This window comes from Rossellomorea sp. FS2, from assembly GCF_047915635.1.
GTDB classification, from domain to species: domain Bacteria; phylum Bacillota; class Bacilli; order Bacillales; family Bacillaceae_B; genus Rossellomorea; species Rossellomorea marisflavi_A.
Window position 1 is genome coordinate 481,811 of record NZ_JBLRVS010000001.1, and the last position, 26,488, is coordinate 508,298.

27 protein-coding genes are annotated in these 26,488 nt (G+C 48.0%); 22 read left to right on the plus strand and 5 right to left on the minus strand.

All coding sequences use genetic code 11. From position 1 onward, the window contains the following. The first annotated feature begins 14 nt into the window (after positions 1 to 14). The 3 genes from ACNA6I_RS02575 (at position 15) to ACNA6I_RS02585 (ending at position 2,056) form a co-directional block, all read left to right on the plus strand. Positions 15 to 872, plus strand: a complete 858-nt coding sequence (locus ACNA6I_RS02575) for a metal ABC transporter permease (RefSeq protein WP_048006114.1) — start codon at positions 15 to 17, stop codon at positions 870 to 872. A 2-nt stretch (positions 873 to 874) separates the two neighbouring features. Further along, entirely contained in the window at positions 875 to 1,291 is a 417-nt protein-coding gene (locus ACNA6I_RS02580; protein WP_048006113.1) for a Fur family transcriptional regulator, read from the plus strand. Positions 1,292 to 1,693: 402 nt separating this feature from the next. Further along, the gene (locus ACNA6I_RS02585; protein WP_048006112.1) at positions 1,694 to 2,056 is read left to right on the plus strand and encodes a DUF1499 domain-containing protein; all 363 of its coding nucleotides are present in this window, start codon (positions 1,694 to 1,696) and stop codon (positions 2,054 to 2,056) included. Between the two features lie 36 nt (positions 2,057 to 2,092). Here ACNA6I_RS02585 and ACNA6I_RS02590 read toward each other — a convergent pair whose 3' ends face one another. Continuing rightward, positions 2,093 to 2,653, minus strand: coding sequence for a nucleotidase (locus ACNA6I_RS02590; RefSeq protein ID WP_048006410.1), 561 nt, complete (start codon positions 2,651 to 2,653; stop codon positions 2,093 to 2,095). Positions 2,654 to 2,834: 181 nt separating this feature from the next. Here ACNA6I_RS02590 and ACNA6I_RS02595 point away from each other — a divergent pair, with 181 nt between their 5' ends. After that, complete coding sequence (locus ACNA6I_RS02595; protein WP_148795497.1) at positions 2,835 to 3,221, plus strand: DUF4190 domain-containing protein; 387 nt, start codon at positions 2,835 to 2,837, stop codon at positions 3,219 to 3,221. Positions 3,222 to 3,293: 72 nt separating this feature from the next. On the opposite strand, the gene ispG is transcribed toward ACNA6I_RS02595, so the two are convergent. Together ispG and ACNA6I_RS02605 are read right to left on the minus strand one after the other, a co-directional pair. Then, positions 3,294 to 4,406, minus strand: coding sequence for a flavodoxin-dependent (E)-4-hydroxy-3-methylbut-2-enyl-diphosphate synthase (ispG, locus tag ACNA6I_RS02600; RefSeq protein ID WP_048006111.1), 1,113 nt, complete (start codon positions 4,404 to 4,406; stop codon positions 3,294 to 3,296). Positions 4,407 to 4,510: 104 nt separating this feature from the next. After that, on the minus strand, positions 4,511 to 4,855 hold the full coding sequence (locus tag ACNA6I_RS02605) for a hypothetical protein (RefSeq protein ID WP_063191698.1): 345 nt from the start codon (positions 4,853 to 4,855) through the stop codon (positions 4,511 to 4,513). A gap of 37 nt (positions 4,856 to 4,892) precedes the next feature. Between ACNA6I_RS02605 and ACNA6I_RS02610 the strand changes: the two genes are divergently transcribed. Further along, on the plus strand, positions 4,893 to 6,071 hold the full coding sequence (locus tag ACNA6I_RS02610; protein ID WP_416312917.1) for an MFS transporter: 1,179 nt from the start codon (positions 4,893 to 4,895) through the stop codon (positions 6,069 to 6,071). A 16-nt stretch (positions 6,072 to 6,087) separates the two neighbouring features. On the opposite strand, the gene ACNA6I_RS02615 is transcribed toward ACNA6I_RS02610, so the two are convergent. Next, complete coding sequence (locus tag ACNA6I_RS02615) at positions 6,088 to 6,852, minus strand: DUF1189 domain-containing protein (protein WP_416312918.1); 765 nt, start codon at positions 6,850 to 6,852, stop codon at positions 6,088 to 6,090. Positions 6,853 to 7,119: 267 nt separating this feature from the next. Between ACNA6I_RS02615 and ACNA6I_RS02620 the strand changes: the two genes are divergently transcribed. The 12 genes from ACNA6I_RS02620 (at position 7,120) to ACNA6I_RS02675 (ending at position 21,001) form a co-directional block, all read left to right on the plus strand. Continuing rightward, the gene (locus tag ACNA6I_RS02620; protein WP_048006108.1) at positions 7,120 to 8,748 is read left to right on the plus strand and encodes a Na/Pi cotransporter family protein; all 1,629 of its coding nucleotides are present in this window, start codon (positions 7,120 to 7,122) and stop codon (positions 8,746 to 8,748) included. Between the two features lie 65 nt (positions 8,749 to 8,813). Continuing rightward, entirely contained in the window at positions 8,814 to 9,293 is a 480-nt protein-coding gene (locus ACNA6I_RS02625) for a DUF456 domain-containing protein (RefSeq protein ID WP_048006107.1), read from the plus strand. Positions 9,294 to 9,465: 172 nt separating this feature from the next. Continuing rightward, positions 9,466 to 10,074, plus strand: a complete 609-nt coding sequence (sodA, locus tag ACNA6I_RS02630; RefSeq protein WP_048006106.1) for a superoxide dismutase SodA — start codon at positions 9,466 to 9,468, stop codon at positions 10,072 to 10,074. Positions 10,075 to 10,182: 108 nt separating this feature from the next. Further along, the gene (locus ACNA6I_RS02635; RefSeq protein ID WP_048014685.1) at positions 10,183 to 11,397 is read left to right on the plus strand and encodes an MFS transporter; all 1,215 of its coding nucleotides are present in this window, start codon (positions 10,183 to 10,185) and stop codon (positions 11,395 to 11,397) included. 163 nt (positions 11,398 to 11,560) lie between these two features. Next, complete coding sequence (locus ACNA6I_RS02640; RefSeq protein ID WP_063191752.1) at positions 11,561 to 13,690, plus strand: peptidoglycan D,D-transpeptidase FtsI family protein; 2,130 nt, start codon at positions 11,561 to 11,563, stop codon at positions 13,688 to 13,690. A 342-nt stretch (positions 13,691 to 14,032) separates the two neighbouring features. After that, entirely contained in the window at positions 14,033 to 14,929 is an 897-nt protein-coding gene (locus ACNA6I_RS02645) for a phosphate ABC transporter substrate-binding protein (RefSeq protein WP_048014687.1), read from the plus strand. Positions 14,930 to 15,057: 128 nt separating this feature from the next. Continuing rightward, on the plus strand, positions 15,058 to 15,921 hold the full coding sequence (pstC, locus tag ACNA6I_RS02650) for a phosphate ABC transporter permease subunit PstC (protein WP_370295458.1): 864 nt from the start codon (positions 15,058 to 15,060) through the stop codon (positions 15,919 to 15,921). Beyond that, a complete protein-coding gene (pstA, locus tag ACNA6I_RS02655; RefSeq protein ID WP_048006101.1) occupies positions 15,921 to 16,808 on the plus strand; it encodes a phosphate ABC transporter permease PstA in 888 nt (295 codons plus the stop codon). Before pstC ends, pstA begins: the two co-directional genes overlap by 1 nt. Positions 16,809 to 16,825: 17 nt before the next feature. After that, positions 16,826 to 17,632: a phosphate ABC transporter ATP-binding protein PstB gene (gene pstB / locus ACNA6I_RS02660; protein WP_048006100.1), complete on the plus strand. Its 807-nt coding sequence runs from the start codon at positions 16,826 to 16,828 to the stop codon at positions 17,630 to 17,632. Positions 17,633 to 17,677: 45 nt separating this feature from the next. After that, positions 17,678 to 18,451, plus strand: coding sequence for a phosphate ABC transporter ATP-binding protein PstB (gene pstB, locus ACNA6I_RS02665; RefSeq protein WP_048006099.1), 774 nt, complete (start codon positions 17,678 to 17,680; stop codon positions 18,449 to 18,451). 36 nt (positions 18,452 to 18,487) lie between these two features. After that, the gene (gene phoU / locus ACNA6I_RS02670; protein ID WP_048006098.1) at positions 18,488 to 19,147 is read left to right on the plus strand and encodes a phosphate signaling complex protein PhoU; all 660 of its coding nucleotides are present in this window, start codon (positions 18,488 to 18,490) and stop codon (positions 19,145 to 19,147) included. Positions 19,148 to 19,297: 150 nt separating this feature from the next. Next, positions 19,298 to 21,001: a methyl-accepting chemotaxis protein gene (locus ACNA6I_RS02675; protein ID WP_416312919.1), complete on the plus strand. Its 1,704-nt coding sequence runs from the start codon at positions 19,298 to 19,300 to the stop codon at positions 20,999 to 21,001. 45 nt (positions 21,002 to 21,046) lie between these two features. Here the strand turns inward: ACNA6I_RS02675 and ACNA6I_RS02680 are convergent, their stop codons facing one another. Further along, complete coding sequence (locus ACNA6I_RS02680) at positions 21,047 to 21,382, minus strand: hypothetical protein (protein ID WP_048006096.1); 336 nt, start codon at positions 21,380 to 21,382, stop codon at positions 21,047 to 21,049. 330 nt (positions 21,383 to 21,712) lie between these two features. Between ACNA6I_RS02680 and ACNA6I_RS02685 the strand changes: the two genes are divergently transcribed. From ACNA6I_RS02685 to rpmG, 5 genes are read left to right on the plus strand one after another with little or no spacing between them, the layout of a single operon-like run. Further along, positions 21,713 to 22,396, plus strand: a complete 684-nt coding sequence (locus ACNA6I_RS02685; RefSeq protein WP_416312920.1) for a DUF4912 domain-containing protein — start codon at positions 21,713 to 21,715, stop codon at positions 22,394 to 22,396. Continuing rightward, positions 22,393 to 24,594 (plus strand): glycosyltransferase, encoded by a 2,202-nt coding sequence (locus ACNA6I_RS02690; protein ID WP_416312921.1) that lies wholly within the window; start codon positions 22,393 to 22,395, stop codon positions 24,592 to 24,594. The genes ACNA6I_RS02685 and ACNA6I_RS02690 overlap by 4 nt, the downstream gene beginning before the upstream one ends. After that, on the plus strand, positions 24,591 to 25,601 hold the full coding sequence (locus tag ACNA6I_RS02695) for a nucleotidyltransferase family protein (RefSeq protein ID WP_416312922.1): 1,011 nt from the start codon (positions 24,591 to 24,593) through the stop codon (positions 25,599 to 25,601). The genes ACNA6I_RS02690 and ACNA6I_RS02695 overlap by 4 nt, the downstream gene beginning before the upstream one ends. After that, complete coding sequence (locus ACNA6I_RS02700) at positions 25,594 to 26,169, plus strand: hypothetical protein (RefSeq protein ID WP_416312923.1); 576 nt, start codon at positions 25,594 to 25,596, stop codon at positions 26,167 to 26,169. Before ACNA6I_RS02695 ends, ACNA6I_RS02700 begins: the two co-directional genes overlap by 8 nt. A gap of 57 nt (positions 26,170 to 26,226) precedes the next feature. Continuing rightward, entirely contained in the window at positions 26,227 to 26,376 is a 150-nt protein-coding gene (rpmG, locus tag ACNA6I_RS02705) for a 50S ribosomal protein L33 (protein ID WP_064091498.1), read from the plus strand. The last annotated feature ends 112 nt before the right edge of the window (positions 26,377 to 26,488 follow it).

A 26,488-nucleotide genomic window follows, 5' to 3' on the forward strand; every position in this document is an offset into this window, starting at 1 on the left:
GGGAGAGCGAAACGATGATAGAAGCAATATTTCATTATGAATTTTTACAAAATGCATTTCTGACGGGGATCTTGATCGGAATCATTGCACCGCTCCTGGGGGCCTTCATCGTCGTGAGAAGGCTCTCCCTCATTGCGGATGCCTTGAGTCATGTTACCCTTTCGGGGATTGCAGCGAGCCTGTATGTGAGTCAGACGGTCCCTGCACTTGCGACCCTCAACCCGCTGTACTTCGGTATGGTGTTCTCGGTACTGGGATCGGTGTTCATCGAGAGGCTGAGGACGCTCTACAAGCATTATCAGGAATTGGCCATCCCCATCATCCTCTCGGGGGGAGTAGGAATCGGCGCGATCTTCATTTCACTGGCCGATGGCTTTAACACGGATCTATTCAGCTATCTATTCGGAAGCGTCAGTGCAGTGAGCAGGGGGGACCTGTATCTGATCGGTGCCATCAGCGTGGTGGTGATCACGGTCATCTTCCTCCTTTACAAGGAGCTCTTCCTCCTTTCGTTCGATGAAGAGCATGCGAAGGCTTCAGGCATCCCTGCAAAGGCCATCCATTTCATCTTCATGATCATGGTTGCCCTTGTGATTGCCGCCTCCATGAGGATCGTCGGCATACTCCTCGTGTCTTCCTTGATGACACTGCCCGTCGCCGCAAGTATCCGGGTGGCAAAAGGATTCAAACAAACGATCGGTTTTGCAGTGTTGTTTGGTGAGATATCTGTTATTGTAGGATTAGTAAGTGCCTTCTATTTAAACCTAGCGCCAGGCGGAACGATCGTGGTGACCGCCATCATCATCTTGATGATGACGATCCTCATCAAGAAGGTACGCTCGAATAAACCTTCGAAAGTAGAGGTGCATTGAGAATGAATGTATCACAAGCATTGGAGTTATTGAAGGAAGAAGGATATAAGCATACGGGGAAAAGGGAGCAGCTCCTGGAACTTTTCTCATCTTCCAATAAATATTTGACGGCACGGGATGTCCTTGAACACATGAAAGGCGATTATCCTGGTTTGAGTTTTGATACGATCTACCGGAATCTCAGTTTGTTCGTAGACCTCGGTATCCTTGAGGAAACGGACCTGTCCGGTGAGCGGCATTTCCGGTTCACCTGTGCGGCCAACCACCATCATCATCATTTCATCTGCATGGACTGCGGCAAGACCAAAGAAATCCACAGCTGCCCGATGGAAGTCCTAAAGGAAGATCTATCAGAAACGGGCTATGATATTTCAGGGCATAAGTTCGAGATTTACGGGAAATGCCCTCAGTGCCAATGAGGTTGGGACAAAATATAAAGGTACCATGTAATAACGAACACGATCCGTGTAGGTTCTTTATACCGCTCATGATTTCCGTGCAAGACTCCGCTTTCCGCGGGTAGTCCGTGAGCCTCTTAGGCAAGCCTGCGGGATCTCGCATCAGCTACTCTACCGCCAGGAGTCTACGTCTTGCACTCCCGCTGGAAAACTAAATGCAGTAAAACAAATTAAAACCCGAATCCATTTGTATCATCGCAGGCAAATGGATTCGGGTTTTACTATGACTAAAACACGTTTGTCTCAGCTTCTCTTTATACTCTTCCGGGTGGGTGCGGCAGGTTAAACACGGGGGAGCTTCGTTTAAAAAAGGGAGAATGGGGAAAATAATGAGCGAATTCAAAAAACAGGGAGCGATCTGCTGTGGAAAAAGTACCGTTCAATCATTGTCCATCCAATAAGAAGAATTGCGTGAGCACCATAGACCTTACCTCCTATCATCGTATTTCACCCATTCCCATCGATGAAGATCCAAAAAGGGTGAAGGAAAAGATCCATGTGGCCCTTGCCCACTTTGATCAAACCGAGGTGAAGGAGGAAACCCCAAAATACATCCATGCCGTATTCAGTACAAAGTTCTTAAAGTTCAAGGATGATGTGGAGTTTTATATTGATGAATACAATCATCTCCTGCACATCAGATCGGCTTCCCGGCTGGGCTACTACGATTTCAAGGCAAACAGGAAGAGGATCGACCGATTCAAGCATTTGTTCCACTCGTTATAAGGAGTAAAAAAGCGGCCAGATGGCCGCTTTTTTACATCATTTCAACCAATTCTTCACCCACGCTGCTGCTTCTTCCCAATCGTTCACCCGGATGACACCTTCAGGAATCGGATCCTGGTTGTATGGGGTGTTGAAGAGAAGGACGGGAATCTTCAGCGCTTCATGGATCGCGACGGCATTGTCGTGCTTATCTTCGAAGAATAAATCGACATCGTATTTTTTCGCCGTCGATACTTTATCGTGCGATCCGATCAGTTCGATGTGATGGTAGGTCAGATCGCTTTCAGAGAACCAATTCTTGGTTACCTGGAGAAGATCCGATCTTCTCGCGCTGATGAAGAATAATTCATGGGATTCCTTCCACAGATCCAGTACCTCTTTGGCCCCGTCTGCAAGGGGAGAGTCCTTGTAGATGATGGGCTCAGCGTCTTTGAACCATGCCCCGAATTCAGCAGGGGAGATATTGAGGACTTCCGTCAGTTCATACTGGGTGATGTCATCAAGTGTCAATGCCAACTTGAAGTGGTCATTTATATGAGGCAGGAGGGAGGCGGGGGACGTAACCGTACCGTCTATATCGATTCCAAAGCGTTTCATTTTTATCAGGCTCCTCTGTATCAAAACTCCTTCAAGTTTATCATAATCCGCCCTTGCCTGTAAGCGAATTTTCATTTTCCTTCCACCCCTCGTACATAAATAGCAAACATTAGCATAGTAAAAAAACGCTCGTAACGAACACTAAGAAGGCTCCCATACTCAGAAAGTGAGGGATTGCAGTATGAATGAAGAAGAGAAGCATGAGCTAATGAAGATTGATCGTGAAGAAGAAATCGGCTTTCACGACACTCGGGCGACAAATCTTGTAACAGAAGATTATCGTGAAGAAACAGCGACTGAGATTGCTGCTCCACTTTCCATCCGTGACGTAGATGCTTATGAACGTGATGAAGTAGAGGAGCGATCCACTTCTGGAAGTGTAATGGGGTATTCGGCACTTGCCCTTTCCATCCTATCGTTGTTCATCCTCCCGGTCATCCTTGGGGCGGTTGGCATCGTATTGGGATTCGTGGCAAGGCGACGAGGCGCAGAAACGCTTGGAGCGTGGGCGATCGGAGTCGGAGCCGTTTCCCTGATCATCGGGATATTCGTACTGCCGTTCTTTTAACATGATCTTGGAAGTGGGAGCATTTCAAGATGCAAAAAAAGAGGACTGATGAAAATCAGTCCTCTTTCTCGTTTATACTTCCAGCTGTTTCTTTTCCTCTTCCTGTTTGGCAAAGTACTCTTCGGCAATTTTGTCGATTTCCTTTTTCAACTCTTCGACCATGGTTTCCTCAGGAACTTTCCGTACCGTTTTTCCTTTTCGGAATAGGAGTCCTTCACCACGGGCTCCTGCGATACCGATATCAGCTTCCCTTGCTTCCCCTGGACCGTTCACTGCACATCCGAGGACGGCCACTTTGATCGGAGCCTTGATGGTCGAGATATACTCTTCCACTTCATTGGCAATCGAGATCAGGTCGATTTCGATACGACCGCATGTAGGGCATGAAATCAAGGTCGCGGCGTTGGCTGCAAGACCGAATGATTTCAACAGTTCGCGTGCGACTTTTACTTCCTCGACAGGATCCGCACTTAGTGAGATCCTCACGGTATTACCGATACCGAGGCTTAGGATGGCACCCAGACCTGCGGCACTCTTTACAGTACCGGCAAACAGTGTGCCTGACTCGGTGATTCCGAGGTGAAGCGGATAGTCAAAGGCTTTGGCTGCTTTTGTATAGGCTTCGATCGCCAGGTTCACATCAGATGCCTTCATGGAAACGATGATATCGTGGAAGTCAAGGTCTTCAAGGATCTTGATGTGATGCAGGGCGCTTTCCACCATGCCGTCCGCTGTCGGATAGCCGTACTTATCAAGGATCTTCCGCTCAAGGCTTCCGGCATTGACACCGATACGGATCGGAATGCCTTTTGCTTTGGCTGCTTTGACGACAGCTTCGACTTTTTCACGGCGTCCGATGTTCCCAGGATTGATCCTGATTTTGTCAGCTCCACCCTCGATGGCTTTAAGTGCAAGCTTGTAATCGAAGTGGATATCGACGACAAGGGGGATGTTGATTTGTTTTTTAATATCCGCAATGGCTTCTGCTGCGCGTTCGTCAGGGCATGCGACGCGGACGATCTGGCATCCTGCTTCTTCCAGGCGGTGGATTTCTGCTACTGTTGCTTCAACATCATGTGTTTTGGTGGTGGTCATGCTCTGGATAACCACTTCATTATTTCCGCCGATTGTCAGATTCCCGACTTTGACGGGGCGTGTTTTTGTGCGATGTATGATTTCACTCACGTGTGATTCGCTCCTTTAAAAAGCTTATTCAGCTATTCATAATACGAAATTATTGTAACAGTGTTTGCACGGTATTGACAAGAAATAGGTGTCAAAAAGCATATTCAAGAGGGGTATTTCGGGAACTTATAGGTTTTTCCCGCCTGGATCTCCGAAGCACCGATACCGTTCAGCTCTTCAAAGTCTCGGATCACCTGGTCGACAGAAACGGGCAGGGGACCGTCAACCGCTTCCTTAACTAGACTCAACACGGTATCGCCTGTGGAAACCTTTGTTTCAACATAGGGCACCTCCCTGACGGCGGGGGTGACGGGTGCTTCCGTTGTAGCCGCAGTCTCCGCTGATTCTTCATGTAATAAGGTTAATGTTCCTTTATTCAAGTCATAATACACACTGTATAACAGAATGATCACACCTACAAAAACCGCGAGCCTCTTCACGATCAACATTCCTCCTGGTTTTGTTCGTTTGGAAAAGGAGTTTCTTATGATGAAAATGACACGTCTGGAGTTTGTCCTACTATTACTTCCACTGTTGATGGTGCTTGGAAACTCCATGCTCATTCCGATCCTGCCTGAGATTGAAGCATCACTCGGTCTGGAGGGAGCGTGGAGTGGATTTATTTTAAGTGCCTTCACGATTCCCGCAGCCATTGTCATTCCGGCGGTCGGAGTCCTGTCCGACCGGTTCGGCAGAAGCTTCATGGTGAAGTGGTCCCTTTATCTGATGATTCTTGGGAGCTTGATTTGTGTAATGAGCGGCGGGGGCTCAGGACTTTTATTCATGACGGGGCGGGTGATCCAGGGGCTGGGCGCCGCGGGCACCACTCCTCTCGCCATGGCCCTTGCAGGGGACCTGTTCAGCGGGGAGAAGCGGACGGGTGTGCTGGCCGCCCTTGAGGTGTCCAACGGGGCCGGCAAGGTGCTTGCCCCCATACTAGGTGCCACCTTGGCATTCCTGCTCCCTTGGAATCATTCTTTCTGGGTGTATATCCTGGTAAGCTTCATCATCCTTGCCGGTCTGCGAAAAGAGCTTTCAGTAGAGAAAAGAAAATCCGGTTCCTTCCGTGGCACCGGTCGTTATATGCGGGATATTCAAATCATATTCAAGAAGAAATGGATGTTGTTGGTTCCTCTATATGCGGTGGGCGGGACAGGTCTTTTTGTATTATTCGGCATCCTTTACTTCCTTTCCTACCATATTGAAAATACTTTTCACATCGATGGTTTTTTCAAGGGGTTAGCCTTTCTTTTTCCCCTGGGTGCCATGGTGGTGACTTCCTATTGGTGCGGGAAGCGTCTGAAGGAAGGGAATGGAGGTCTGTACATGGGAACGGGGGTGGTCCTTATGGTGGCGGCATCAGGGGGCTTGTTCTTCTGGGATTCCCTGAGTGGCCTCATGTTCCTTCTAACAGTCTGTTTCGGCGGTCTTGGGCTCATACTGCCTGTCATTAACTCCGAAGTAACAGGAGCAGTAGGGGAGGAAGAGAGGGGACTTGTGGTCAGTTTATACGGGACGAGCCGATTTGCAGGTGTCGCCCTTGGGCCGATTGCATATGGAAGGTGGAAGGAGGATGTTACCAGTATGTATGGGTGGACATTTGCATTCGTCGTAGCTCTGGCTCTGACGTATATGTACTTTCTAAAAGAAAAGAGCGCCCAGTGATGGGCGCCCGGGAAGGTCAGGCCTTCCGCTGCGGTATTTCTTTTACTGAAAGGTAGATGATGACGGTGATAACAAACCAATCGACGAACGGTGCTGCCGGAACCGGGGTCTTCAACAGTTCCATGATGGTGAAGAACAGGGTCGAGAGGGTAGCGGCATATGCTGTGATGCGGAAGCCTTGGCGATAATTGACCCGCTTTTGCATGGCCGTTGCAAAGGCCGTTGCGATGAGAGCAAAAATCATGATCTTCAAGAACATCACGGCAGAACTGAACAGATAGACGCTGATCATGGCCACTGGAAGGAAGATCCATTTCAGGCTATCCATCATGTTGACCGTAGATAGTGCCTGGTCCTTGGTGATATCTTCGGCACCGATCATGGAGTAGCTCCACTCGACGCTTCCCATGAGATTCACCACGATGGAGTCTTTCAGAAAAGCGATGGATTTTTCTTCTTCTTCCATATCCTTGGCCTCGGTATCGCCGGTACTATCGAATACGATGGTCATGTCCGGTTTTTCAATAATGATAGGTTCCTTTGATTCGGATTCCAGTTTCCCATCCTTGATGGTGAATGAAGGGATGTTATGTTCAAGGGCATCCTGCACGTCATTGATGGCATCCGTGGAAAACGAAGTCAGTTCGATCACCCGAGGGATGACCGACAAGAAAGATAGTAGGAATATGTATAAAATGGTCTTTCCGATCCCCTGAAAGCGGAATGCGGCTATATGTTTTGGGGAATGAATACTTTTTATCAGCTGTTTGAAAATATTCAAAGCCTCAACTCCTTTCTCGGCATATCTCCTCTATTTTAATCGTAACCATAAGCCCGTTACAAGTTGGAATCGGACAACTTTATGAACATTCACCACGATGAGAGGAAGGGATGGGGTTATTTGTAATCGTATTGTAACAAAAGGGTCATATTATTAATCTATTGTAAATTCGGACCTTAAACTATTTACCTGTTCTTTAAAATAATTTATAAAGGTGATGGGGTTTTTGTAAATCAGTGTCGAAATTAACGCTTAGGGGTTGAAGGAATGGAATTGAATTGGCAAGAAATGTTGTTTCAGTTTATAGGTGGACTTGGGATCTTCCTATTCGGAATAAAATACATGGGGGACGGACTTCAAAAGTCCGCCGGGGACCGATTGAGGGAAATCCTTGATAAGTTCACGACGAACCCATTCATGGGCGTCCTGGCGGGAATCTTTGTCACCGTCCTGATTCAATCGAGCAGTGGGACGACCGTCATCGTCGTAGGACTGGTAAGCGCAGGATTCATGACGCTCAGACAGGCCATCGGTGTCGTCATGGGGGCGAATATCGGGACGACGGTCACGGCCTTCATCATCGGGATCGATATCGGTGAGTACGCGCTGCCGATCATCGCCCTGGGAGCAATCCTTCTGTTCTTCTTTAAAAACAAAAAAATTCAGAACATCGGTCAGATGGTCTTCGGATTCGGAGGACTCTTCTACGGTCTTGAATTGATGAGCGGAGGAATGAAGCCGCTGCGTGACCTGCAATCATTCCATGAGCTCACGGTCAGCCTGAGTGACAATCCGATCCTTGGGGTCGTAGTAGGGACCGTGTTCACCCTGATTGTCCAAAGTTCTTCAGCAACGATCGGGATCCTTCAGGAACTGTACGGCTCCGGTCTGCTCGATCTTGATGCAGCCCTTCCTGTCCTGTTCGGGGACAATATCGGTACGACGATCACAGCGGTCCTTGCAGCACTTGGAGCCAGTGTAGCGGCAAGAAGGACTGCAGCCGTGCACGTGCTCTTCAACCTGATCGGTACGACGATCTTCCTGATCATCCTGCCGTTGTTCACAAAGGTCATTATGTTCATGCAATCATCATTGAATCTGAACGAGCCGATGACGATCGCATTCGCACATGGTACATTCAATGTCACCAATACCATCATTCAATTCCCGTTCATTGCGGTGCTTGCCTATATCGTGACGAAGCTGATTCCTGGTAAAGATGCGATCATCGATTATAACGCTCAGCATCTTGATCCTGTTTTCATCCAGCAGTCACCAGCCATTGCCATCGGCCAGGCCAAAGAAGAAGTCTTGCGGATGGGTCAATTTGCCGTGAAGGGTCTGGAAGAGACGAACGAATTTTTGAAAACGAAGAATACAAAGAACTCTGAGACTGCTTACCAGATCGAGGGTGCTATCAACAACTTGGATAAAAAGATCACGGATTATCTCGTCGACCTTTCTTCTGCATCCCTGTCCGAAGTGGAATCAGAGCGCCATTCGATCCTGATGGATACCGTCAGGGACATCGAGCGGATCGGGGACCATTTTGAAAACATCGTGGAGCTGGTGGAATACCAGCAGGCCAATAAAGTGAAGATTTCCGAGGAAGCGATGAATGACCTTGAGGAAATGTTCGGTCTTACGATTTCTACTGTCAGCCAGTCCATTGAGGCGTTGGATGTGAATTCCTTGGATATGGCACGTGAAGTCATCGAGAAGGAAGACCGTATCGACAAGATGGAGCGTAAGCTGAGGAAGCAGCATATCCTGCGCATGAATGAAGGCAAATGTACGGGTCAGTCCGGCATCGTGTTCGTGGATATCATCAGCAATCTCGAGCGCATCGGTGATCATGCCGTCAATATTGCTGAAGCTGTGCTAGAATTAAAATAATGCAGAACAAAAGGGGACCTCGTTTGAAGGTCCCCTTTTTAACGAATACGAATGGAGATGGTTATATGGACGTGTTGTATTGGATCTTGATCATTGCGGCATTTGTAGTCGCATTTGCGGGATTGATCTACCCGATCATTCCCGGTGTGTTATTTTTGCTTCTCGGGTATATCCTTTATGGATTGTTCTTTTCATTCGAGCCGATGAACTGGTTGTTCTGGACCATCCAGATCCTGTTCGTGATCCTTCTGTTCGGAGCCGATTATGTCACGAATCTCATCGGCGTCAAGAAATTTGGCGGATCCAAGGCAGGCGTATGGGGAAGTACGATCGGACTTCTTGCCGGGCCATTCATCATCCCGGTCCTAGGAATCATCATCGGCCCGTTCATCGGGGCGATCCTCGGTGAGTGGCTCGTCAAGCGGACGTCATTCACACAGGCCGTAAAGGTGGGGATCGGTTCCGTGATCGGTTTTATCTCGAGCGTAATCACAAAAGGTCTTATTCAGGCGGCCATGCTGGTCTATTTCTTCTGGGTGATCTGAACAATCCCGGGATGCGGAGGATTAAGATAGGGAAGAATGGGTATTTTAAAGGAGTATCAATCACAGAGGACGAAGCAAATCAGTTGAACCTGCTGTGGAGATTTGGTAATCTTAAACTGAAACAGGCCGGAACTAGAAGTCCGGACAAACTTACATAGGGAGGAATTTAATCATGGCTTACGAATTACCACAACTGCCTTACGCGTATGACGCATTGGAACCTCATATCGACAAGGAAACAATGAACATCCACCATACGAAGCACCACAACACATATGTAACAAAATTGAATGATGCCCTTCAAGGTCACGACGACCTTCTCAGCAAATCTGTCGAGGAGCTTGTAGCGAATCTTGATGCCGTTCCTGAAGGTGCACGTACTGCTGTGCGCAACAACGGTGGCGGTCATGCCAACCACTCTCTATTCTGGACGCTTCTTTCACCGAATGGTGGAGGCACTCCATCAGGCGAACTGGCTGATGCCATCACATCTAAATTCGGTAGCTTCGACAAATTCAAAGAAGAATTCGCTGCAGCAGCTGCAGGTCGCTTCGGTTCAGGCTGGGCTTGGCTTGTTGTGAACAACGGTGAATTGGAAGTAACTAGCACACCAAATCAGGACTCTCCTCTAATGGAAGGCAAAACGCCTGTCCTTGGACTTGATGTTTGGGAGCATGCATACTACCTCAACTACCAAAACCGTCGTCCTGACTACATTTCAGCTTTCTGGAACGTTGTCAACTGGGATGAAGTGGCTAAGCTTTACAGCGCTGCTAAATAATTTCATGATGTCTAGAAGGGGGTTCCCGTTACCGGGAGCCCCCTTTTTTCCTGCATAACTTCCCTTCCTTATTCAAAGAATAGGGGTACATCAAAGGGGAGTTTTGCTATGAGCTATAAACGATTTTTAGGTGATATCGATTTAACGAAAGAATTGACGCTGCTCTTGTTGATCGGCGGCATGTACTCATTGAGCATTGCCTTGTCGAATACGTTCGTCAATATTTATTTATGGAAACAATCGGGTCAATTTGTCGACCTTGGGATCTACAATCTGACAGTCGTCATCCTGCAGCCATTGACATTCATCCTGGCAGGGAGATGGGCCAAGAAGGTCGATCGCGTAATCGTTCTTCGAATCGGCGTCATCTTCCTTGCGCTTTTCTATATATCAGTCCTTTCATTCGGTTCCCTGGCCGAGCATTATCTTGTTATCCTGGGCGCACTGCTCGGAATCGGGTATGGGTTTTACTGGCTTGCCTTCAATGTGCTCACATTCGAGATCACCGAGCCTGAGACGAGGGACTTCTTTAATGGATTCCTCGGGATCCTGACTTCTGCAGGCGGAATCATCGGACCGATGCTTGCTGGATTTATCATTTCCCGTTTCGAATCGTTCAAGGGCTACACCATCGTCTTCGGACTTTCCCTGTTCTTGTTCGCAGTGGCCGTTGTGCTGAGCTTCTTCCTGAAAAGGAGACCAGCAGACGGACAGTATCTGTTCTGGAGGATCTTTCAGGAGAGGGGCAATGACCCGAACTGGCGTCGGATCACAAATGCCCATTTCTTTCAGGGGATCCGTGAAGGGACATTCATATTTGCCGTATCGGTCTTCGTTTACATCAGTACGGGAAGTGAATTCGCACTCGGGACATTCGGTCTGGTAAACTCCGGCATCGCCTTCATCAGCTACTATATCGCCTCGAGGGTCATTAAAAAGGAATTCAGGAAAAGAGCGATATTGCTCGGCGGCATCCTTCTCTATCTCGCTGTTTTCTTGATCGTCTTTGACATGACGTACACCCGCCTCCTGATTTACGCTGGATTGATCGCCGTTGCCTATCCCATTCTTCTGGTGCCCTATATCTCCATGACCTATGACGTCATCGGGACCGGCTGGAAGGCGGCCGAAATGCGGATTGAGTACATCGTCGTCCGCGAGCTTTTCCTGAATGGAGGAAGGATCGTATCGGTCCTCGCATTCATTGCGGCTGTGACCCTTTTCGACCAGGATGTAAGCATCCCGGTCCTCCTCTTACTGCTTGGTGCCGGGCACAGTTTGATTTACTTTTTCATCCGGAAGATTCAATTCCAACAGTCCTAGCCAAATTCCTCAAAGGGAGGGAAAATATCCCTCCCTTTAGTTACAGCTAGAAACTCAGCCGCTTTTTTTATACACTATACATAGATAGAATTTTTACATAGAGGAAGGGTTGGAAGGATTGAAAAGGAGTAAAAGGAAAAAGAAAACGCACGTCCCCATTCGGATGAATATGCTGTTTTTTGCTGTTTTTCTGCTGTTCTCCATGCTGGTGCTGCGGTTGGGCGTCGTCCAGATCGTAAATGGGGAAAGTTATAAGAGTGAAGTGGAACGGACCGAGGATGTGGTCGTGAATACCGGTGTTCCTCGTGGGAAGATTTATGATCGATACGGTAACGTCATCGTGGATAATGTCCCGTTGAATGCCATCACATATACCCGGACGAATACAACGACGACGGAGGAAATGATCGATGTCGCCACCAAGCTTTCAGAGTTTATTGACAAAGACCCGGAAAGCGTGACGGTCCGGGATAAAAAAGACTATTGGATCATCAAGAATAGCGATGAAGCAGATAAATTGGTTACCTCATCTGAAATCAAGAAACTCCAGGCTGACGAAGAACTTTCGGAAGATGACGTAAATGCCAAGGTATACCAGATGAGGCTCGACCGCATCTCGGACAACATGCTTGAGTCCCTATCGAAAAAGGATCTTGAGATCATTGCGATCTACCGTGAGTTTGCCGGTGGCTACGCATTGAATCCGCAAATCGTGAAAAATGAAGATGTCACTCCCGATGAGTTTGCCAAGGTGAGTGAGCACCTGAACGAACTGCCGGGGGTGAATACAACGACGGACTGGAAGCGGTCCTATGTATTCGATGATACGCTGAGGACGATCCTTGGAAACGTATCCTCTGCAAGGGAAGGTCTTCCGAAAAATCTTGTCGATGCGTATCTTGCTGAAGGATACAACCGGAACGACCGGGTAGGGAAAAGCTACTTGGAGCTTCAATATGAAGACCTGCTCCAAGGTCAAAAAGAGCAGATGAAGAACATCACGAAAAACGGAAGCGTCATTGAATCCCTTCTTGTCCAGGAAGGACAGCGTGGAAAAGATGTTGTCCTCACCATCGACATGGAGCTTCAGCGTGAAGTGGAGAAAATCATTGAAGATGAGCTTTCGAAACAAATACAGGACCGGGGGGCATCCCCGAACCTTGACCGTGCCTATGTGGTCATGATCAATCCGAATACGGGAGAGATCCTTTCCATGGCAGGGAAGCAATATATGAAGAATGAAGAGACCGGCAAATACGAAATGAGGGATGCGGCTCTCGGCACCTTTACCTCTTCCTATGAGGTCGGTTCCGTTGTGAAAGGGGCTACGATCCTGACGGGGTATATGACGGGGAATCTGACCCCGGGCGAAACCTTGATCGATGAACCCCTGAAAATCAAAGGTACGCCTCCGAAATCATCCTGGTTCAATAAGTATGGCCAGATGCCGATCACGGATCTGTTCGCTTTGGAAAAGTCATCAAACTCTTATATGTGGAAAGTCGCCCTTCGGATTGCAGGGGGACGATATGTACCGAATCAGCCGATCGTGAATAATCCGGAAGCATTCGATACCTTCCGCACGCATTTCGCCCAATTCGGCCTAGGTGTACCGACGGGCATCGACCTTCCTGGTGAATCACCTGGACTGAAAGGAACGGCTACCGATCCCGGGTTCCTGCTTGACTACGCCATCGGGCAGTTCGATACCTACACGACCATGCAGCTCGCTCAGTATGTATCGACAATCGCCAATGACGGGTACAGGATTCAGCCTCATATGATGAAGGAAATCCGGGAGCCGACCAATGATAAGAAGAGTCTCGGTTCCGTCCTGTTTGAAGACGAGACAAAGGTACTGAACAGAATCGACGCAACACAGGATCAGATCGAACATGTACAAAAAGGGTTCTACCGGGTCTATCACAACCCTGATGGTACGGCCTATAATGAGTTCAAAGACGCTCCCTATAATGCGGCAGGTAAATCAGGTACAGCCGAAACATATGTAGACGGCAAGCTGAATTACAATACGACGATCATCGGCTACGCGCCGTTTGACAACCCGGAAGTGGCGTATGCAACCGTCGTCCCATCTTCCCACATCCAAGCTAGTGGGGTGAGCGATCCCTATACAAACAAAAAGATCGCCAAACGGGTCATGGATAAATATTTCGAGTTGAAGAAAGAACGGGCGAAGACCGCAGGAGATACAAATACCGTGGACAAAAAAGTCGAGAATGCAAAAGATGCTGAAAAGCAACAGGAAAAGATAAGGGAAGAAAGCAACTGATCCTTAGAGGGTGGAGAAATCCACCCTCTTTTTTGTTTGTTTTTTTTCAATGCTTCGAGTCGCGCAGAAAAGGAACGAATGCAAGGCGGAGGATAGGAGACCCTACAAGGTAATAGGGACTATGCAATGGGGAGGAATGAGGTGATATTCCTAGGAAAAAATATCCTCCAGCAGGAATGTGGGAGAGCACTCTCTCCGATCAAGGCAAGCTCCGATGCTTATTAAATCAAGAACATACACGATTTACAAAAGCTTTACAATCGATTAAAACCCCATTAACACTTATCCCTTAATCTAATTCATGTAGGACAAAACAACCAATATTCTAGGGGGAATCAACGAATGAAGAACTTCAAGAAAGTAGGACTGCTTACAGTACTAGCAGCAGCTGTCACATTCTCGGCGGCGTGCGGAAATGGAAGCAGCACCGACGAAGGAAAAAGTGATGAAAAAGCATCAGGTTCCATCGTCATTTCAGGTTCTTCTGCCATGCAACCACTAGTTGCAGCAGCAGCTGAAGAATTCATGGCTGAAAATCCAGAAGCCGATATCCAAGTGAATGCCGGTGGTTCTGGAACAGGACTATCCCAGGTAGCAGAAGGTTCAGTCCAAATCGGTAACTCCGATGTGTTCGCCGAAGAAAAAGAAGGAATTCCAGCTGACGAGCTTGTTGATCATAAAGTCGCTGTAGTTGGAATGACGGCTGCGGTGAATCCGAACGTTGGAGTCAAAGACATTTCCAAAGAAGACTTGAAGAAAGTATTCACGGGAGAAATCAAGAACTGGAAAGAACTTGGCGGTAAAGATCAGAAGATCACCCTCGTCAACCGTCCTGATTCTTCAGGTACCCGTGCCACTTTTGTAAAATATGCACTTGATGGAGAAAACCCTGCTGAAGGAATCACAGAGGACTCCACAAATACCGTCAAGAAAATCATCAGTGAGACGGACGGAGCCATCGGTTACATGGCATTCTCTTACTTCACGGATGACAAGGTACAAGCACTTTCAGTAGATGGTGTTGAACCGACTGATGAAAACGTACAAAAAGGCGACTTCCCGATCTGGGCTTACGAGCATTCGTATACGAAGGGTGAGCCTGATGGTCTGGCCAAAACATTCCTTGATTATATGATGAGCGAAGATGTCCAAGGCGGACTAGTGAAGGATCAAGGGTATATCTCCTCTGCTGACATGAAAGTGGAACGCGATGCAGAAGGGAAAATCACCAAGAAGTAATGCATGAAACTGATAGGGTAAATGCATAGGCATTTACCCTATTATCTCGTAACTAGGGGTGTTTAACGATGATGTCAGAAAAGCAACTACCGGCCTCCAAAAGGCTACTGAAGAATAACCGATCTTGGATGAGCGGGGAATTCAAAGGGAAATTTCTTGTCACACTCAGTGCCGTCATCATGATTGTGGCGACAATATCCATCACGATTTTCTTAACCACAAAAGGGTTGCAATCATTCATAAAAAATGGTGTAAGCCCCATTGAGTTCTTAACCAGTACAAAATGGAATCCCACAGGGGAAAACCCCTTATACGGTGCTTTTCCGTTCATATTTGGATCATTCGCTGTCACGATCTTGGCCGCCATTGTGGCCGCTCCACTCGGAATTGGCGCCGCCATCTTCATGACGGATATTGCCCCATCATGGGGCCGCAAGATCATGCAGCCGATCGTGGAACTCCTCGTCGGGATTCCTTCCGTCGTTTATGGATTTATAGGGCTTACAGTATTGGTCCCATTCATCAGGGGAACCTTCTCCGGCATGGGATTCTCATTATTGGCAGGGACCATCGTCCTTGCCGTCATGATCCTGCCTACGATTACGACTATCGCAACAGATGCCATGAGTTCACTGCCCAAAAACCTTCGTGAAGGTTCATATGCCCTCGGTGCGACACGCTGGCAGACGATCAGGAAGGTCTTGATCCCTGCTGCGTTACCGACGCTTTTGACGGCGGTGGTCCTGGGGATGGCCAGGGCATTCGGTGAAGCCCTTGCTGTGCAGATGGTCATCGGTAATACACGTGATCTTCCATCCAGCCTTCTGGATGCCTCTGCGACATTGACGACGATCATTACGCTGAATATGGGACATACCACTTACGGAAGCGTAGAGAACAATACGCTGTGGTCAATGGGACTTATCCTTCTGATCATGTCCTTCCTATTTATCCTATTGATCCGTTATCTCTCATCTAGGAGGAAAATCTAATGAACAGCAAACGAGCAGATAAACTGGCAACCGGCGTATTCGTCGGAATCGCAACACTCATCATTGCACTGCTGGTTGCCCTATTCGCCTATATCCTTGTCAAAGGAGTACCGTATATCACATGGGATTTCCTGACGACTCCATCCAGTACAGTTCGTGAAGGGAGCGGAATACGCGACCAGCTATTCAACTCCGTTTACATCCTGTTCATCACGATGTTGATCACCGTCCCACTCGGAGTAGGCGGTGGGATCTACATGGCTGAATATGCAAAACCGGGTAAGATCACCAACACCATCCGTTCATGTATTGAAGTACTTGCATCGCTCCCATCCATCGTCATCGGTATGTTCGGTCTATTGGTTTTCGTGAACATCACCGGATGGGGTTACACCATCATCGGGGGTGCCCTGGCTCTGACCGTTTTCAACCTGCCTGTCATGGTAAGGGTGAGCGAGGATGCCATCCGTGGCGTTCCGCGTGAACTGAAAGAAGCAAGCCTGGCACTCGGCATCACCAACTGGCATACGATCAAGACTGTCATGATCCCCGGCGCTTTCCCATCGATCCTGACGGGTGCCATCCTGGCATCGGGACGCGTATTCGGTGAAGCGGCAGCCCTGTTATTTACAGCCGGATTGTCGACACCGCGACTGAATTATGGAGACTTGAATCCACTGTCCCCTACTTCGCCCCTGAATGTTTTCAGACCGGCTGAAACACTTGCCGTCCACATCTGGTCCATCAATACACAGGGAATCATTCCTGACGTAGCAGAGAAAGCAGCAGGCGCATCGGCAGTCCTGATCATTGTCGTTCTGATCTTCAATCTGGGTGCAAGGATTCTTGGAAGCTATATTCATAAAAAAATTACGGCGACTAAATAAGTGAAGGTGGGATTGATATGACGATTGAAATGCAAACTAGACCCGTTGAAAAAACCTTCAACCCTGGAAATGATACGATCCTGGACGTGCAAAATCTTGACTTTTTCTACGGTGACAACCATGCCGTCAAGGACATCAACATGAAAATCGAGAAAAACGCTGTCACGGCACTGATTGGACCTTCTGGATGCGGGAAATCGACATTTTTGCGCACCATCAACAGAATGAACGATCTTGTCCCGATTGCAAGGGCGGAAGGCAAAATCATGTATGAAGATGTCAACCTGCTTGATAAGAATATTGATGTCGTAGCCCTTCGCAAAGAAATCGGTATGGTATTCCAGAAGCCGAATCCATTCAATAAATCGATTTATGAAAACATTACCCACGGCCTGACTTTCTCAGGCATCAAGAAAAAAGCTGTACTGGAGGAAATCGTAGAGGAAAGCTTGACCAAAGCCGCTCTCTGGGATGAAGTAAAGGACCGCCTTCATACATCGGCACACGCTCTTTCGGGAGGACAGCAACAACGTCTCTGTATCGCGAGGACCATCGCCATGAAACCGACTGTCATGCTTTTAGATGAACCATGCTCGGCCCTTGATCCGATCTCAAACGCCAAGATCGAAGAATTGATTGCCGACTTGAAGAAGGATTATTCCATCGTAATCGTCACCCATAACATGGGGCAGGCGTCACGTGTGTCGGACAAAACAGCATTCTTCTACAATGGAGACCTGATCGAATTCGATCAAACCGAGAAGATTTTCACCAATCCTTCAGAGAAAAGGACGGAAGAATACATTTCCGGTCGTTTCAGTTAAGGGACGAGAGATCCAAAAGAATTAAACTGGATGGAGGGGTTTCATATGGCTTTAGCAACAGCTGCCAAGACGGCATTTGACATCAACGATCTGAACCTGTGGTACGGGAAGAATCACGCACTGAAAAATATCACCTTCCCGATTTATGATAATGATGTAACAGCGATCATCGGACCGTCGGGGTGTGGGAAATCGACGTTCATTAAAACGTTGAATCTGATGAATCAGTCGGTCCCGGGCATTAAGATGTCTGGGGAGATCAATTACGACGGTGTGAACATCCTGTCAGACAAAGTCGACCTTGTCGACCTTCGCAAAAAGGTGGGGATGGTCTTCCAGAAAGGGAATCCATTTCCTCAAAGCATCTATAACAACATCACCTTCGGCCCTAAGGTCCACGGTGTGAAAAAGAAAGCGGAGCTTGATGAAATTGTGGAAACGACGTTGAAAAGTGTCGCACTCTGGGATGAAGTAAAGGATCGGTTGGATGCTCCGGCCATGGGGCTATCGGGTGGTCAACAGCAAAGGCTCTGCATCGCAAGGGCGCTTGCGACAAAACCTGAGATCCTGCTCATGGATGAACCGACGTCGGCCCTCGATCCCATTTCCACTGTCAAGATCGAGGAGCTCATATCCGAACTCAAGAAGAAATACACCATTGTCATCGTCACCCACAACATGCAACAGGCTGCCAGGGTGTCTGATAAGACAGCGTTCTTCCTTCTTGGAGACCTCATTGAACTCGATGAGACGGATAAGATATTCTCCAATCCCGAAGATAAACGTACCGAGGATTATGTTTCAGGGCGATTTGGATAAGCGTGATATCAATCTGACTAAAGAGGTGTTCCGTAGATGGTAAGCAGAAGCAATTTCGATTTGAATCTTAAGGAATTAAAGGATAAATTATTCGCCATGGCTGCTGAGGCAAGCCAGTCCCTTCATGCGTCAATCGAAGCATTGAAAACGCAGGATATCGAAAAGGCCAAGGAAATCATCGCGCACGATAAAGAAATCAACCGCATGGATAACAGCATCAATCAGCAAGCCATCCTCCTGATTGCCAAAGAGTCACCGGTGGCAACTGATCTGAGGAAAATCATCTCTGCACTGAGGATTTCATCTGAGATTGAACGCATCGGTGACTTGGCTACGAATATTGCCAAATCGACCCTCCATATCGGTGATCAAAAATTGATCAAACCTATAGAGGAAATCCCGAAAATGCTTGGAATCGCGGAAGAAATGCTGGAAGGGGCGCTCGAAGCGTTCCGTGAAGAAGATGCAGCATTGGCGAAAAAAGTGGCTGACCGAGATGATCAGGTGGATGAGATGTATGGAAAGCTTGTAGCCGAGCTCATGACGTATATTCCAAATTACCCAAATGAGATCAGCCAGATCACTCAGCTGGCCTTCACCTGCCGTTATATTGAACGGGTGGGGGACCATGTGACGAATATTTGTGAAAATGTCATTTTCCTCGTAACCGGGGAGCGTTTTGACCTCAATAATTGATGAGAAATCCGGACTGAAAGGTCTGGATTTTTTTTTGTAAAGCAAGCGTAAAGATAAAGTTAACTTTGCTTCAAAGCTATGGCATTAATGGGATATTTGACCCATAGTGGAAGGGGGGGGACCAGAAAAGAAGGAGGACCAGATAACCAGATGACCGTTATGAAACCGAAACATTCAATCATGCGCAAGCTTTTCATCGCCTTGTTGGCAAACACCCTATTATTCCTGCTGTGTGTGGGAGGCAGTCTCGTGACCATCCATAAAATCCATGGAGACCTCCTTTTTGTAAAAGAGAAGGGACAGCGTTCTGTCGAAGTGACGGATCTCTCCAGAATGGTGAACGAGAAAGATATTCGGATTGCGGATTATATCACCTTCATGAAGGAGGAAGACCTCAAGGAGTATCGCAGGTTACGGAATCAACTTCAAACGCAGACTACGGAATGGAACCTGGCATCGGTTGATGAAGAGACAAAAAAAGCCATGGAAACGTTCATTGAAAATAATAAGGCGATCGATGAGACGTTTTCAAAAGAAATTGCCCCGGCCGTCGTCCGGCTGGATGAGGGTATTTATACCGACGCGAGAGAAAGGATATCGGGGCTGAGGCAAGAAAACAACCTGATCCTTGAAACGTTAAGAAATCAGACTTCCAGTGAACAGGAAGTGATCGTGAAAAAGGCAGAGCGCTCCATTGCCCTTAGCCAGACACTGACGGTGGGAATGATCATCCTCACAACCGTATTGAGCTATTGGATCATACATAGAACCGGATCGAGAATGAAGCGTGACATCGATGAACTATTGGATATCACCCGATCGGTGGCAGCAGGAAATCTTACGAAAAACCTGTCCTCTTCTAAAGGCAGGGATGAAATCCACCTTCTCGGTGATTCAATCAGCAAGATGGTACAGGAATTGAAGGGGCTTGTGCAAGGAATCGAACGGGGAGCGGGGAATGTCCAGAAAAATAGTCAAAAGATGGTGGGCCTGGCTGATAGCCTCAAGGAATCTAGCATGGGGGTGTCTGTCCACATGAAAGGACTGACGGCCGGATCAACCCAACAAGCCGCTTCGACATCCGATCTTTCCAGTCATTACCGGACATTCAGCAGCAGAATGGTACAGGTGGCAGAAGAATTCAACTCGTTGAAGACTAAATCCTTGACGATTCAAACGATAACGGGCAAGTCTGGCCACTCCATGATGAAAAATGCTGAACAGATGGAAAAAGTGTATGTGAAAATAGGCGAGACAACGGACCTGATGAAAGAACTGCAGTTACGGATGGACTCGATCAGCCGTCTCACTCACTTTATAAAGGAAATAGCCACCCAGACGGACATCCTTTCTTTAAACGCGTCCATAGAAGCAGCGAGGGTGGGTGAGTCAGGACGGGGGTTCCAAGTAGTAGCGGTAGAAATACGTCAGCTCTCTCATCACATACATGAATCGTTGTCAGAGATGGATAGGGATATCAAGGGCGTCCGTCACATCACGCATCATGTATCGGCAAGTTTAGATGGAGGCTTTGAAGAAGTGGGCATTGCAAAAAACCTGACCGAGCAAGTGGGTCAGGATGCTGAGAGGGTCACGGCACTTGTAACCGAAATGGGGGCGGGAATTGGGGAAATCTCTGCGGGGATGAAACTGTTGAATGAATACAGGGATGAGATGGCCATATCTGTGTCCATGCTTTCAGAACTCTGCCATACATTCGATGAAGGTGCGAGAGACACCCACTCTTCCATACAGGTGCAGCATAATCTGATCGATACCATGTATGATCAATCGGACCGGGTGAACGAGGAGGCGGTGTTCCTCCAGAGGCTTGTGGACCGTTTTCAGGTGTGAATCGAAAGGGGAGACGGGACATTAGGCCCGGTCTCCCCTTTTTAATCAGGAAATCCCTTGTATGATGGAACGGACATCTTCTTTTGACAGGTCGGAAAGAGAGCCGATCTTCTCAGGGGGCACCCCCTGTTTATAAAGGGATATGACCTGGTTGCGAATAATTTCATTAATGGCTTTTTTAGGACGTGGTACCGGGCTTCCCATCATCAACTCTTCTTCCAGCACTTTGATTCTCTTTTTTAATTTTAATTGTTCCTGATACATATTGATCGAGAGTTCTTCGACACTCTTTTCGACAGCGTTCAAAGGATCCTTTTGTAGGAAGGAAGCGAGGAAGAGTAGAAGGGATACACCCCATATACCAAGTAAAACATACAACATATTCATCACCTCTTATGCGTAACTCTCTCTAGTTATAGCATAGTTTTCTTCCTAACTCTATCATCATTTGGTTCTATTTGTAGAAATCTCCAATATTATGTCAAGAAAACGATTCAGGGAGAAGAGATCCAGTGTGGAAACCAAACGACTTGGTGATTTTTCAATAAATTTTCGTAGGGGAAGCACTACTGTGACTGAAACGGCTAGGATACGACAAAATGCGTTTATTGTAGGAATTTGAGTTGAGTGGTACGATATTTCTATACAATTGTCATAATATTTCGATACGTTCATACAGATGTAGATCGTCTTTCTTGAGGAGGGAATTATATGCTGGAAGAAATCATCAAATTGAGAGAGCAGGGAGTTTCATTCAGGAAAATCGCCAAGGAACTTGATATGACAGTAGGCAAAGTACAATATCAGTGGGTCAAATATCAAAAGACCCTCACAGTTGGACAGCCTGATACAGGATTGGATCAAAGCAGTGGACCGGCCAAAAGGGTGGGGAGAGTAAGGGCGACGAAGCAGCGCCCTGCATTGAAGGCCCATCCTCCCGTAGAATTGATCCTCACTTTCTCTAGCTTCACTCGGATTTATTGTTATTGGGATATACCGGACACCTGGCTACAGCGTACCAGGGAACAATTATCATTGCTTGGAGAGGGCCGTCCTTTCATCTTGAGGCTATATGATGTCACTTCCATTGCCTTTGACGGTCATAACCACCATTCTCATATGGATACATATGTACCGGCCAAAGAAAATGGGTGGTTCGTGTCGGGCCTGAAGGAAAATAGAAGCTATTGTATGGATATCGGCTGGAAGCTGGAAGACGGGACGTTTCTGGCATTCACAAGATCCAATGTGATCCATGCGCCAAGGACGGAAGAAACACAGGAACAGCATCGCTTGCAGGACCTGCACGATTTTGAAGCAGGCAGGATCCATACCCCCAACTGGGTTGAACATGTGAGCACCTATTCATACTATGTGAAGGAGGTCAAGGCATGAAGCAGATCACCTATCCAGCATTCAATGAATCCATCCTATCAGACTGGAACACTCCTCAAGGCAGGGAGGCATGCCTGACCTCCATCCTGATGGAAACGGGATCACTCGTGTCATCAAGAGATCACAGCCTTGTCGTCGTGAACCCCATGGTCTTCCCGATCTGTTCAAGCGATGATTTCCAGGCAGAAGCCCATAGCCTGATCCAGAAAAAGCTTCTCGGACAAGGGGAAAATGGAAAATGGCAGCAGATCTTCACGATGTGGAGCATGTATGATGGGGATCTTGTCAAAGTATGGAGAGAACTCGTCATGGAGGACGGACTGACTGTTGTTCCCACCACGGTCAATTCCCTGCCCCTTACACATTACAGGACCTCCACGGCGATCGAGTTTCAGATCCGATTGAGTGTGAATCTGATGAAGCGATACCTCGACCATCAAGCAACCTGGTTCTGGATGCCTCAGGCAGCGTATATTCCCGGAATCGATGCGTACTTGGTCCAAAACCATATCCACACCTCGTTCATATCAGGACGATCATTCGATCATAGTGAAAAAGAAGGATCGGGAGATAAGATCCGGACCCCGCGTGGATTGAACCTCATCCCCGTGGAAGAAAGGGATGATGCTCTGCAAATGAGACAAACGCCATCCTTTTATGAGTCCTCGGAATCCGTCCTTGCGAGGGTGGAATTCGGCTACAGGGGGGCGGAGCTGAACGAGCTGATTCTACCTGACGAGGCCATCAGGCAACTGCCGTCCTTACATCGAATGGAAGCTGCCATTGAATCCCATGTGAGCGGGTATGGGGAAGATCTTCATCTCATTCATCTTGTGAGAGAGTGGATGGCTGCCATCGACAGGGTGATGCAGGGAGGGAATGCCGAATCTGACCAGTTTGAGATGTGCCGTCGATTGATCGAAACGCAAGTGGAAAGACACCCATTCTTCAAGCAAAGAGAGATCCTCATCCCCTATCCACGCGCAGAAGATATCGCAGGTACACTGCCAGTCGGTCGTGTCAATGAGGAGAAGCAGGGCTCGGTCCTGATCCTTTCCTGGGAATACCCGCCCAATGTGGTAGGTGGGCTTTCAAGGCATGTGCATGATCTTGCCACCGCATTTGCCAAAAAGGGGAGGAGCGTGCACGTATTGACTGCCCGCACTCCGGGAGTGGCTCCTTATGAGAAGGTCGAAGGGGTGGAAGTCCACCGGGTCCATCCTCTCCATCCTTATGAAGACGACTTCTTCAAATGGGTGCTTGACCTGAATCAGGCATTCATCCGCTATGCCGGGGAGTTGATGATCCATGAGAATATCACCCTCCTCCATGCACATGATTGGATCGTCGGAACCTCCGCACGCCACCTGAAAGCGACCCGATCACTCCCATTGATCACAACGATCCATGCGACGGAACACGGGAGGAATCACGGCATCCATACGGATCTTCAACGGAAAATCCATGAGGAAGAAGAGAGGCTGACCAGGGATTCAGATCATGTCATTGTCTGCAGCGATCATATGAAGGATGAAGTAAGGACCCTCTTTCCGGCAGCGAAAGCATGCACGGTCATACCGAACGGAGTAGAGCTCGGTAAGGGGACGGAAATAGAACCATCCAATGATGGCGGCTACTTCTTCGCCATCGGGAGAATGGTCAGCGAGAAGGGGTTTGAAACGATCATCCAAACAGCCGAGCGGATGAAGAAGGAAGAGCGTGACTTCTCCGTGGTGATTGCGGGCAAAGGCCCGTTGCTAGATGACTACAGAATGCGTGTAAGGGAAGGCGGACTGTCGGGCATGATCAACTTCGTCGGATTCATCTCGGACGAAGAGCGAAACCGCTACTTGAGAGGGTGCCAGGCCGTTCTCTTTCCAAGTCTCTATGAACCTTTTGGAATCGTAGCCCTTGAGGCCATGGCGTATAAAAAAACGGTCATCGCCTCGAATACCGGGGGATTGAAAACAATCGTGAAGCATGAACAGACGGGACTTTTATTCCAGCCGGAGGATGCCGATGATCTGTATGGTCAAATCCGGAGGGTGATGGAAAATCGTCAACAGGCAGCAGAGTGGGGACGAAACGGCCACAAGCTGGCAGAGAGCTTGTTCAGCTGGGAGCGCATCGCCGAATTGACCTGGCAGATCTATGAGGACGTGAGATTGGAAGCGAAAGTGGCGGGTGGTGCCCAATGAAGGCTGTCATTCTTGCAGGCGGGGAAGGGCGCAGGCTGCGCCCCTATACCCTTACCGTACCAAAACCGATGGTCCCTATCTTGAATAAGCCGCTGCTGGAGTACACGATCGATCTCCTGAAGTCCCAAGGGATCAGGGATATCGTGATCACAACCTGCTACAAAGCGGATACGATCCGCTCCCACTTCAAAGATGGGAGCAGACATGGTGTAAGCATATCGTACCTGGAGGAACCGTTCCCCCTTGGGACTGCGGGAGGTCTCTTCCGTGCCCGGGTGCGGTTCAAGGAACCCATCCTGGTCATGAGCGGTGATGCTTTCACTGACCTCAAGCTTCAGGATGTCATCTCGTATCATTTCCGGAAAAAGGCCCGCATGACCCTGGTCACCAAGGAGGTCAGCAATCCAGCCGGTTACGGGGTGTGCCACACGGACAGCATGGGAAGACTGATTGAATTCAGGGAAAAACCTGAAAACTGGATCGGTGATGAAGTCAATACCGGCATCTATGTCTTGGATCCGATCCTCCTGGATGAGTATCACCGGGAAGGGAAAGTCGATTTCAGCAGTGACTTGATTCCGGATCTCCTTTCTTCCAATGAGCGGGTGTTTGCTTACAGGACCAACGCATATTGGAGGGATATCGGAAGTCCCGATCAATATAAGCATGCCAGGGAAGACGTCATGGCAGGTACGATTGCCGCCCCTTTTCTCAGTGACCTGTCCATGAAGGGAGAGCCGTACATGACCAGAATCCGCGTTTCCTGCCCGAAACGGAAAAAACCGATCGTGTTTGCGAAATTGATGGAAACGGTCCCTGCCTTTTGGAGCAGCGGGGAAATGGTATTCAGGGATCAAGGCGGGGGCAGGACTAAAATCATAAATGACCCGGAACGAGGGTTCATCATTTACTCGAAAGCCCAGCGAAAACAACAATCGAAGAAACTGGCCGAATACTATGGAGAGAAAATAAAAAATATGGCTAAAGGTGTCGAAGCATATGAATGAGTATAATCGGACATTTCATATACAGGGGATCGCATGGGACTCCGGAAAGAACCGTACCCTTGACAGGGGAAAGGAATGTGTCGTGAATGGGATCAGTGTGTCGGTGGAAGGGAATGGCGAGGAATGGGGAGAATCCCTTTCGTTCCGCCTTCAGAATACAACGGATAAGTCCAGGAAGCTGAAGGTGTTTTTCTTGGTGGAATGGCTCTCCTGCAAAGAAGATACTATTGGTATCGTATCCTTCGGGAAAGACATCTTCTGGAATTATGGAGGAAGGAATCTCGCTGCAACGAATATCGTATCGACAGCAGATTCAGTTAAAAAGACGATTTATCCATTGAACCTGAAGGGCCTTCAATTATGGAGGAAATCCTTGAAGGAGGGCAGTTTGTACTACTATCCCATCACCAATGGCCAGAATATGATGGTCTACATGCTGGACTTTTCACTGGAGCCATTCGAACGGAAGAGCGGGAGCGTTTACGGCATCGAAGGAGCATTGAAGGAAGAGGTAATAAATTTGGATGAGAGAATGAAAAACAGACTAGCATTTCCCTCAGAAAAGTGATATTATAGAAAAGTCGTATGATGAGAAGAACATGTTAATGTTTGGAGGGAAATTATAATGCGTGTAAACATTACTTTAGCTTGCACAGAAACTGGTGAGCGTAACTATATTACAACGAAGAACAAGCGTAACAATCCAGACCGTCTTGAGCTAAAAAAATACTGCCCGAAATTGAAGCGTGTTACATTGCACCGTGAAACAAAATAATGTAAGGAAAGAGACCGGATCCCAAAAGGATGCGGTCTCTTTTTTTACCTGAACCAATGGGTACCTTGCATGAGACGGGTGTTCTTCACAACAAGATTCTATATAATGAAGG

What these genes read in the sequence shown, in the direction of transcription:
- ACNA6I_RS02680 (WP_048006096.1), bottom strand. Translation starts at nt 21,382, where the DNA reads ATGTTGTATGTTTTACTTGGTATATGGGGTGTATCCCTTCTACTCTTC.
- ACNA6I_RS02690 (WP_416312921.1), top strand. Translation starts at nt 22,393, where the DNA reads ATGAAGCAGATCACCTATCCAGCATTCAATGAATCCATCCTATCAGAC.
- ACNA6I_RS02645 (WP_048014687.1), top strand. Translation starts at nt 14,033, where the DNA reads ATGAAGAACTTCAAGAAAGTAGGACTGCTTACAGTACTAGCAGCAGCT.
- ACNA6I_RS02635 (WP_048014685.1), top strand. Translation starts at nt 10,183, where the DNA reads ATGAGCTATAAACGATTTTTAGGTGATATCGATTTAACGAAAGAATTG.
- rpmG (WP_064091498.1), top strand. Translation starts at nt 26,227, where the DNA reads ATGCGTGTAAACATTACTTTAGCTTGCACAGAAACTGGTGAGCGTAAC.
- ACNA6I_RS02575 (WP_048006114.1), top strand. Translation starts at nt 15, where the DNA reads ATGATAGAAGCAATATTTCATTATGAATTTTTACAAAATGCATTTCTG.
- sodA (WP_048006106.1), top strand. Translation starts at nt 9,466, where the DNA reads ATGGCTTACGAATTACCACAACTGCCTTACGCGTATGACGCATTGGAA.
- pstB (WP_048006099.1), top strand. Translation starts at nt 17,678, where the DNA reads ATGGCTTTAGCAACAGCTGCCAAGACGGCATTTGACATCAACGATCTG.
- ACNA6I_RS02700 (WP_416312923.1), top strand. Translation starts at nt 25,594, where the DNA reads ATGAATGAGTATAATCGGACATTTCATATACAGGGGATCGCATGGGAC.
- ACNA6I_RS02620 (WP_048006108.1), top strand. Translation starts at nt 7,120, where the DNA reads ATGGAATTGAATTGGCAAGAAATGTTGTTTCAGTTTATAGGTGGACTT.
- ACNA6I_RS02580 (WP_048006113.1), top strand. Translation starts at nt 875, where the DNA reads ATGAATGTATCACAAGCATTGGAGTTATTGAAGGAAGAAGGATATAAG.
- ACNA6I_RS02590 (WP_048006410.1), bottom strand. Translation starts at nt 2,653, where the DNA reads ATGAAACGCTTTGGAATCGATATAGACGGTACGGTTACGTCCCCCGCC.
- ACNA6I_RS02610 (WP_416312917.1), top strand. Translation starts at nt 4,893, where the DNA reads ATGATGAAAATGACACGTCTGGAGTTTGTCCTACTATTACTTCCACTG.
- ACNA6I_RS02685 (WP_416312920.1), top strand. Translation starts at nt 21,713, where the DNA reads ATGCTGGAAGAAATCATCAAATTGAGAGAGCAGGGAGTTTCATTCAGG.
- ACNA6I_RS02695 (WP_416312922.1), top strand. Translation starts at nt 24,591, where the DNA reads ATGAAGGCTGTCATTCTTGCAGGCGGGGAAGGGCGCAGGCTGCGCCCC.
- phoU (WP_048006098.1), top strand. Translation starts at nt 18,488, where the DNA reads ATGGTAAGCAGAAGCAATTTCGATTTGAATCTTAAGGAATTAAAGGAT.
- ACNA6I_RS02640 (WP_063191752.1), top strand. Translation starts at nt 11,561, where the DNA reads ATGAATATGCTGTTTTTTGCTGTTTTTCTGCTGTTCTCCATGCTGGTG.
- pstC (WP_370295458.1), top strand. Translation starts at nt 15,058, where the DNA reads ATGAGCGGGGAATTCAAAGGGAAATTTCTTGTCACACTCAGTGCCGTC.
- ACNA6I_RS02625 (WP_048006107.1), top strand. Translation starts at nt 8,814, where the DNA reads ATGGACGTGTTGTATTGGATCTTGATCATTGCGGCATTTGTAGTCGCA.
- ACNA6I_RS02675 (WP_416312919.1), top strand. Translation starts at nt 19,298, where the DNA reads ATGACCGTTATGAAACCGAAACATTCAATCATGCGCAAGCTTTTCATC.
- pstB (WP_048006100.1), top strand. Translation starts at nt 16,826, where the DNA reads ATGACGATTGAAATGCAAACTAGACCCGTTGAAAAAACCTTCAACCCT.
- pstA (WP_048006101.1), top strand. Translation starts at nt 15,921, where the DNA reads ATGAACAGCAAACGAGCAGATAAACTGGCAACCGGCGTATTCGTCGGA.
- ACNA6I_RS02605 (WP_063191698.1), bottom strand. Translation starts at nt 4,855, where the DNA reads ATGTTGATCGTGAAGAGGCTCGCGGTTTTTGTAGGTGTGATCATTCTG.
- ACNA6I_RS02595 (WP_148795497.1), top strand. Translation starts at nt 2,835, where the DNA reads ATGAATGAAGAAGAGAAGCATGAGCTAATGAAGATTGATCGTGAAGAA.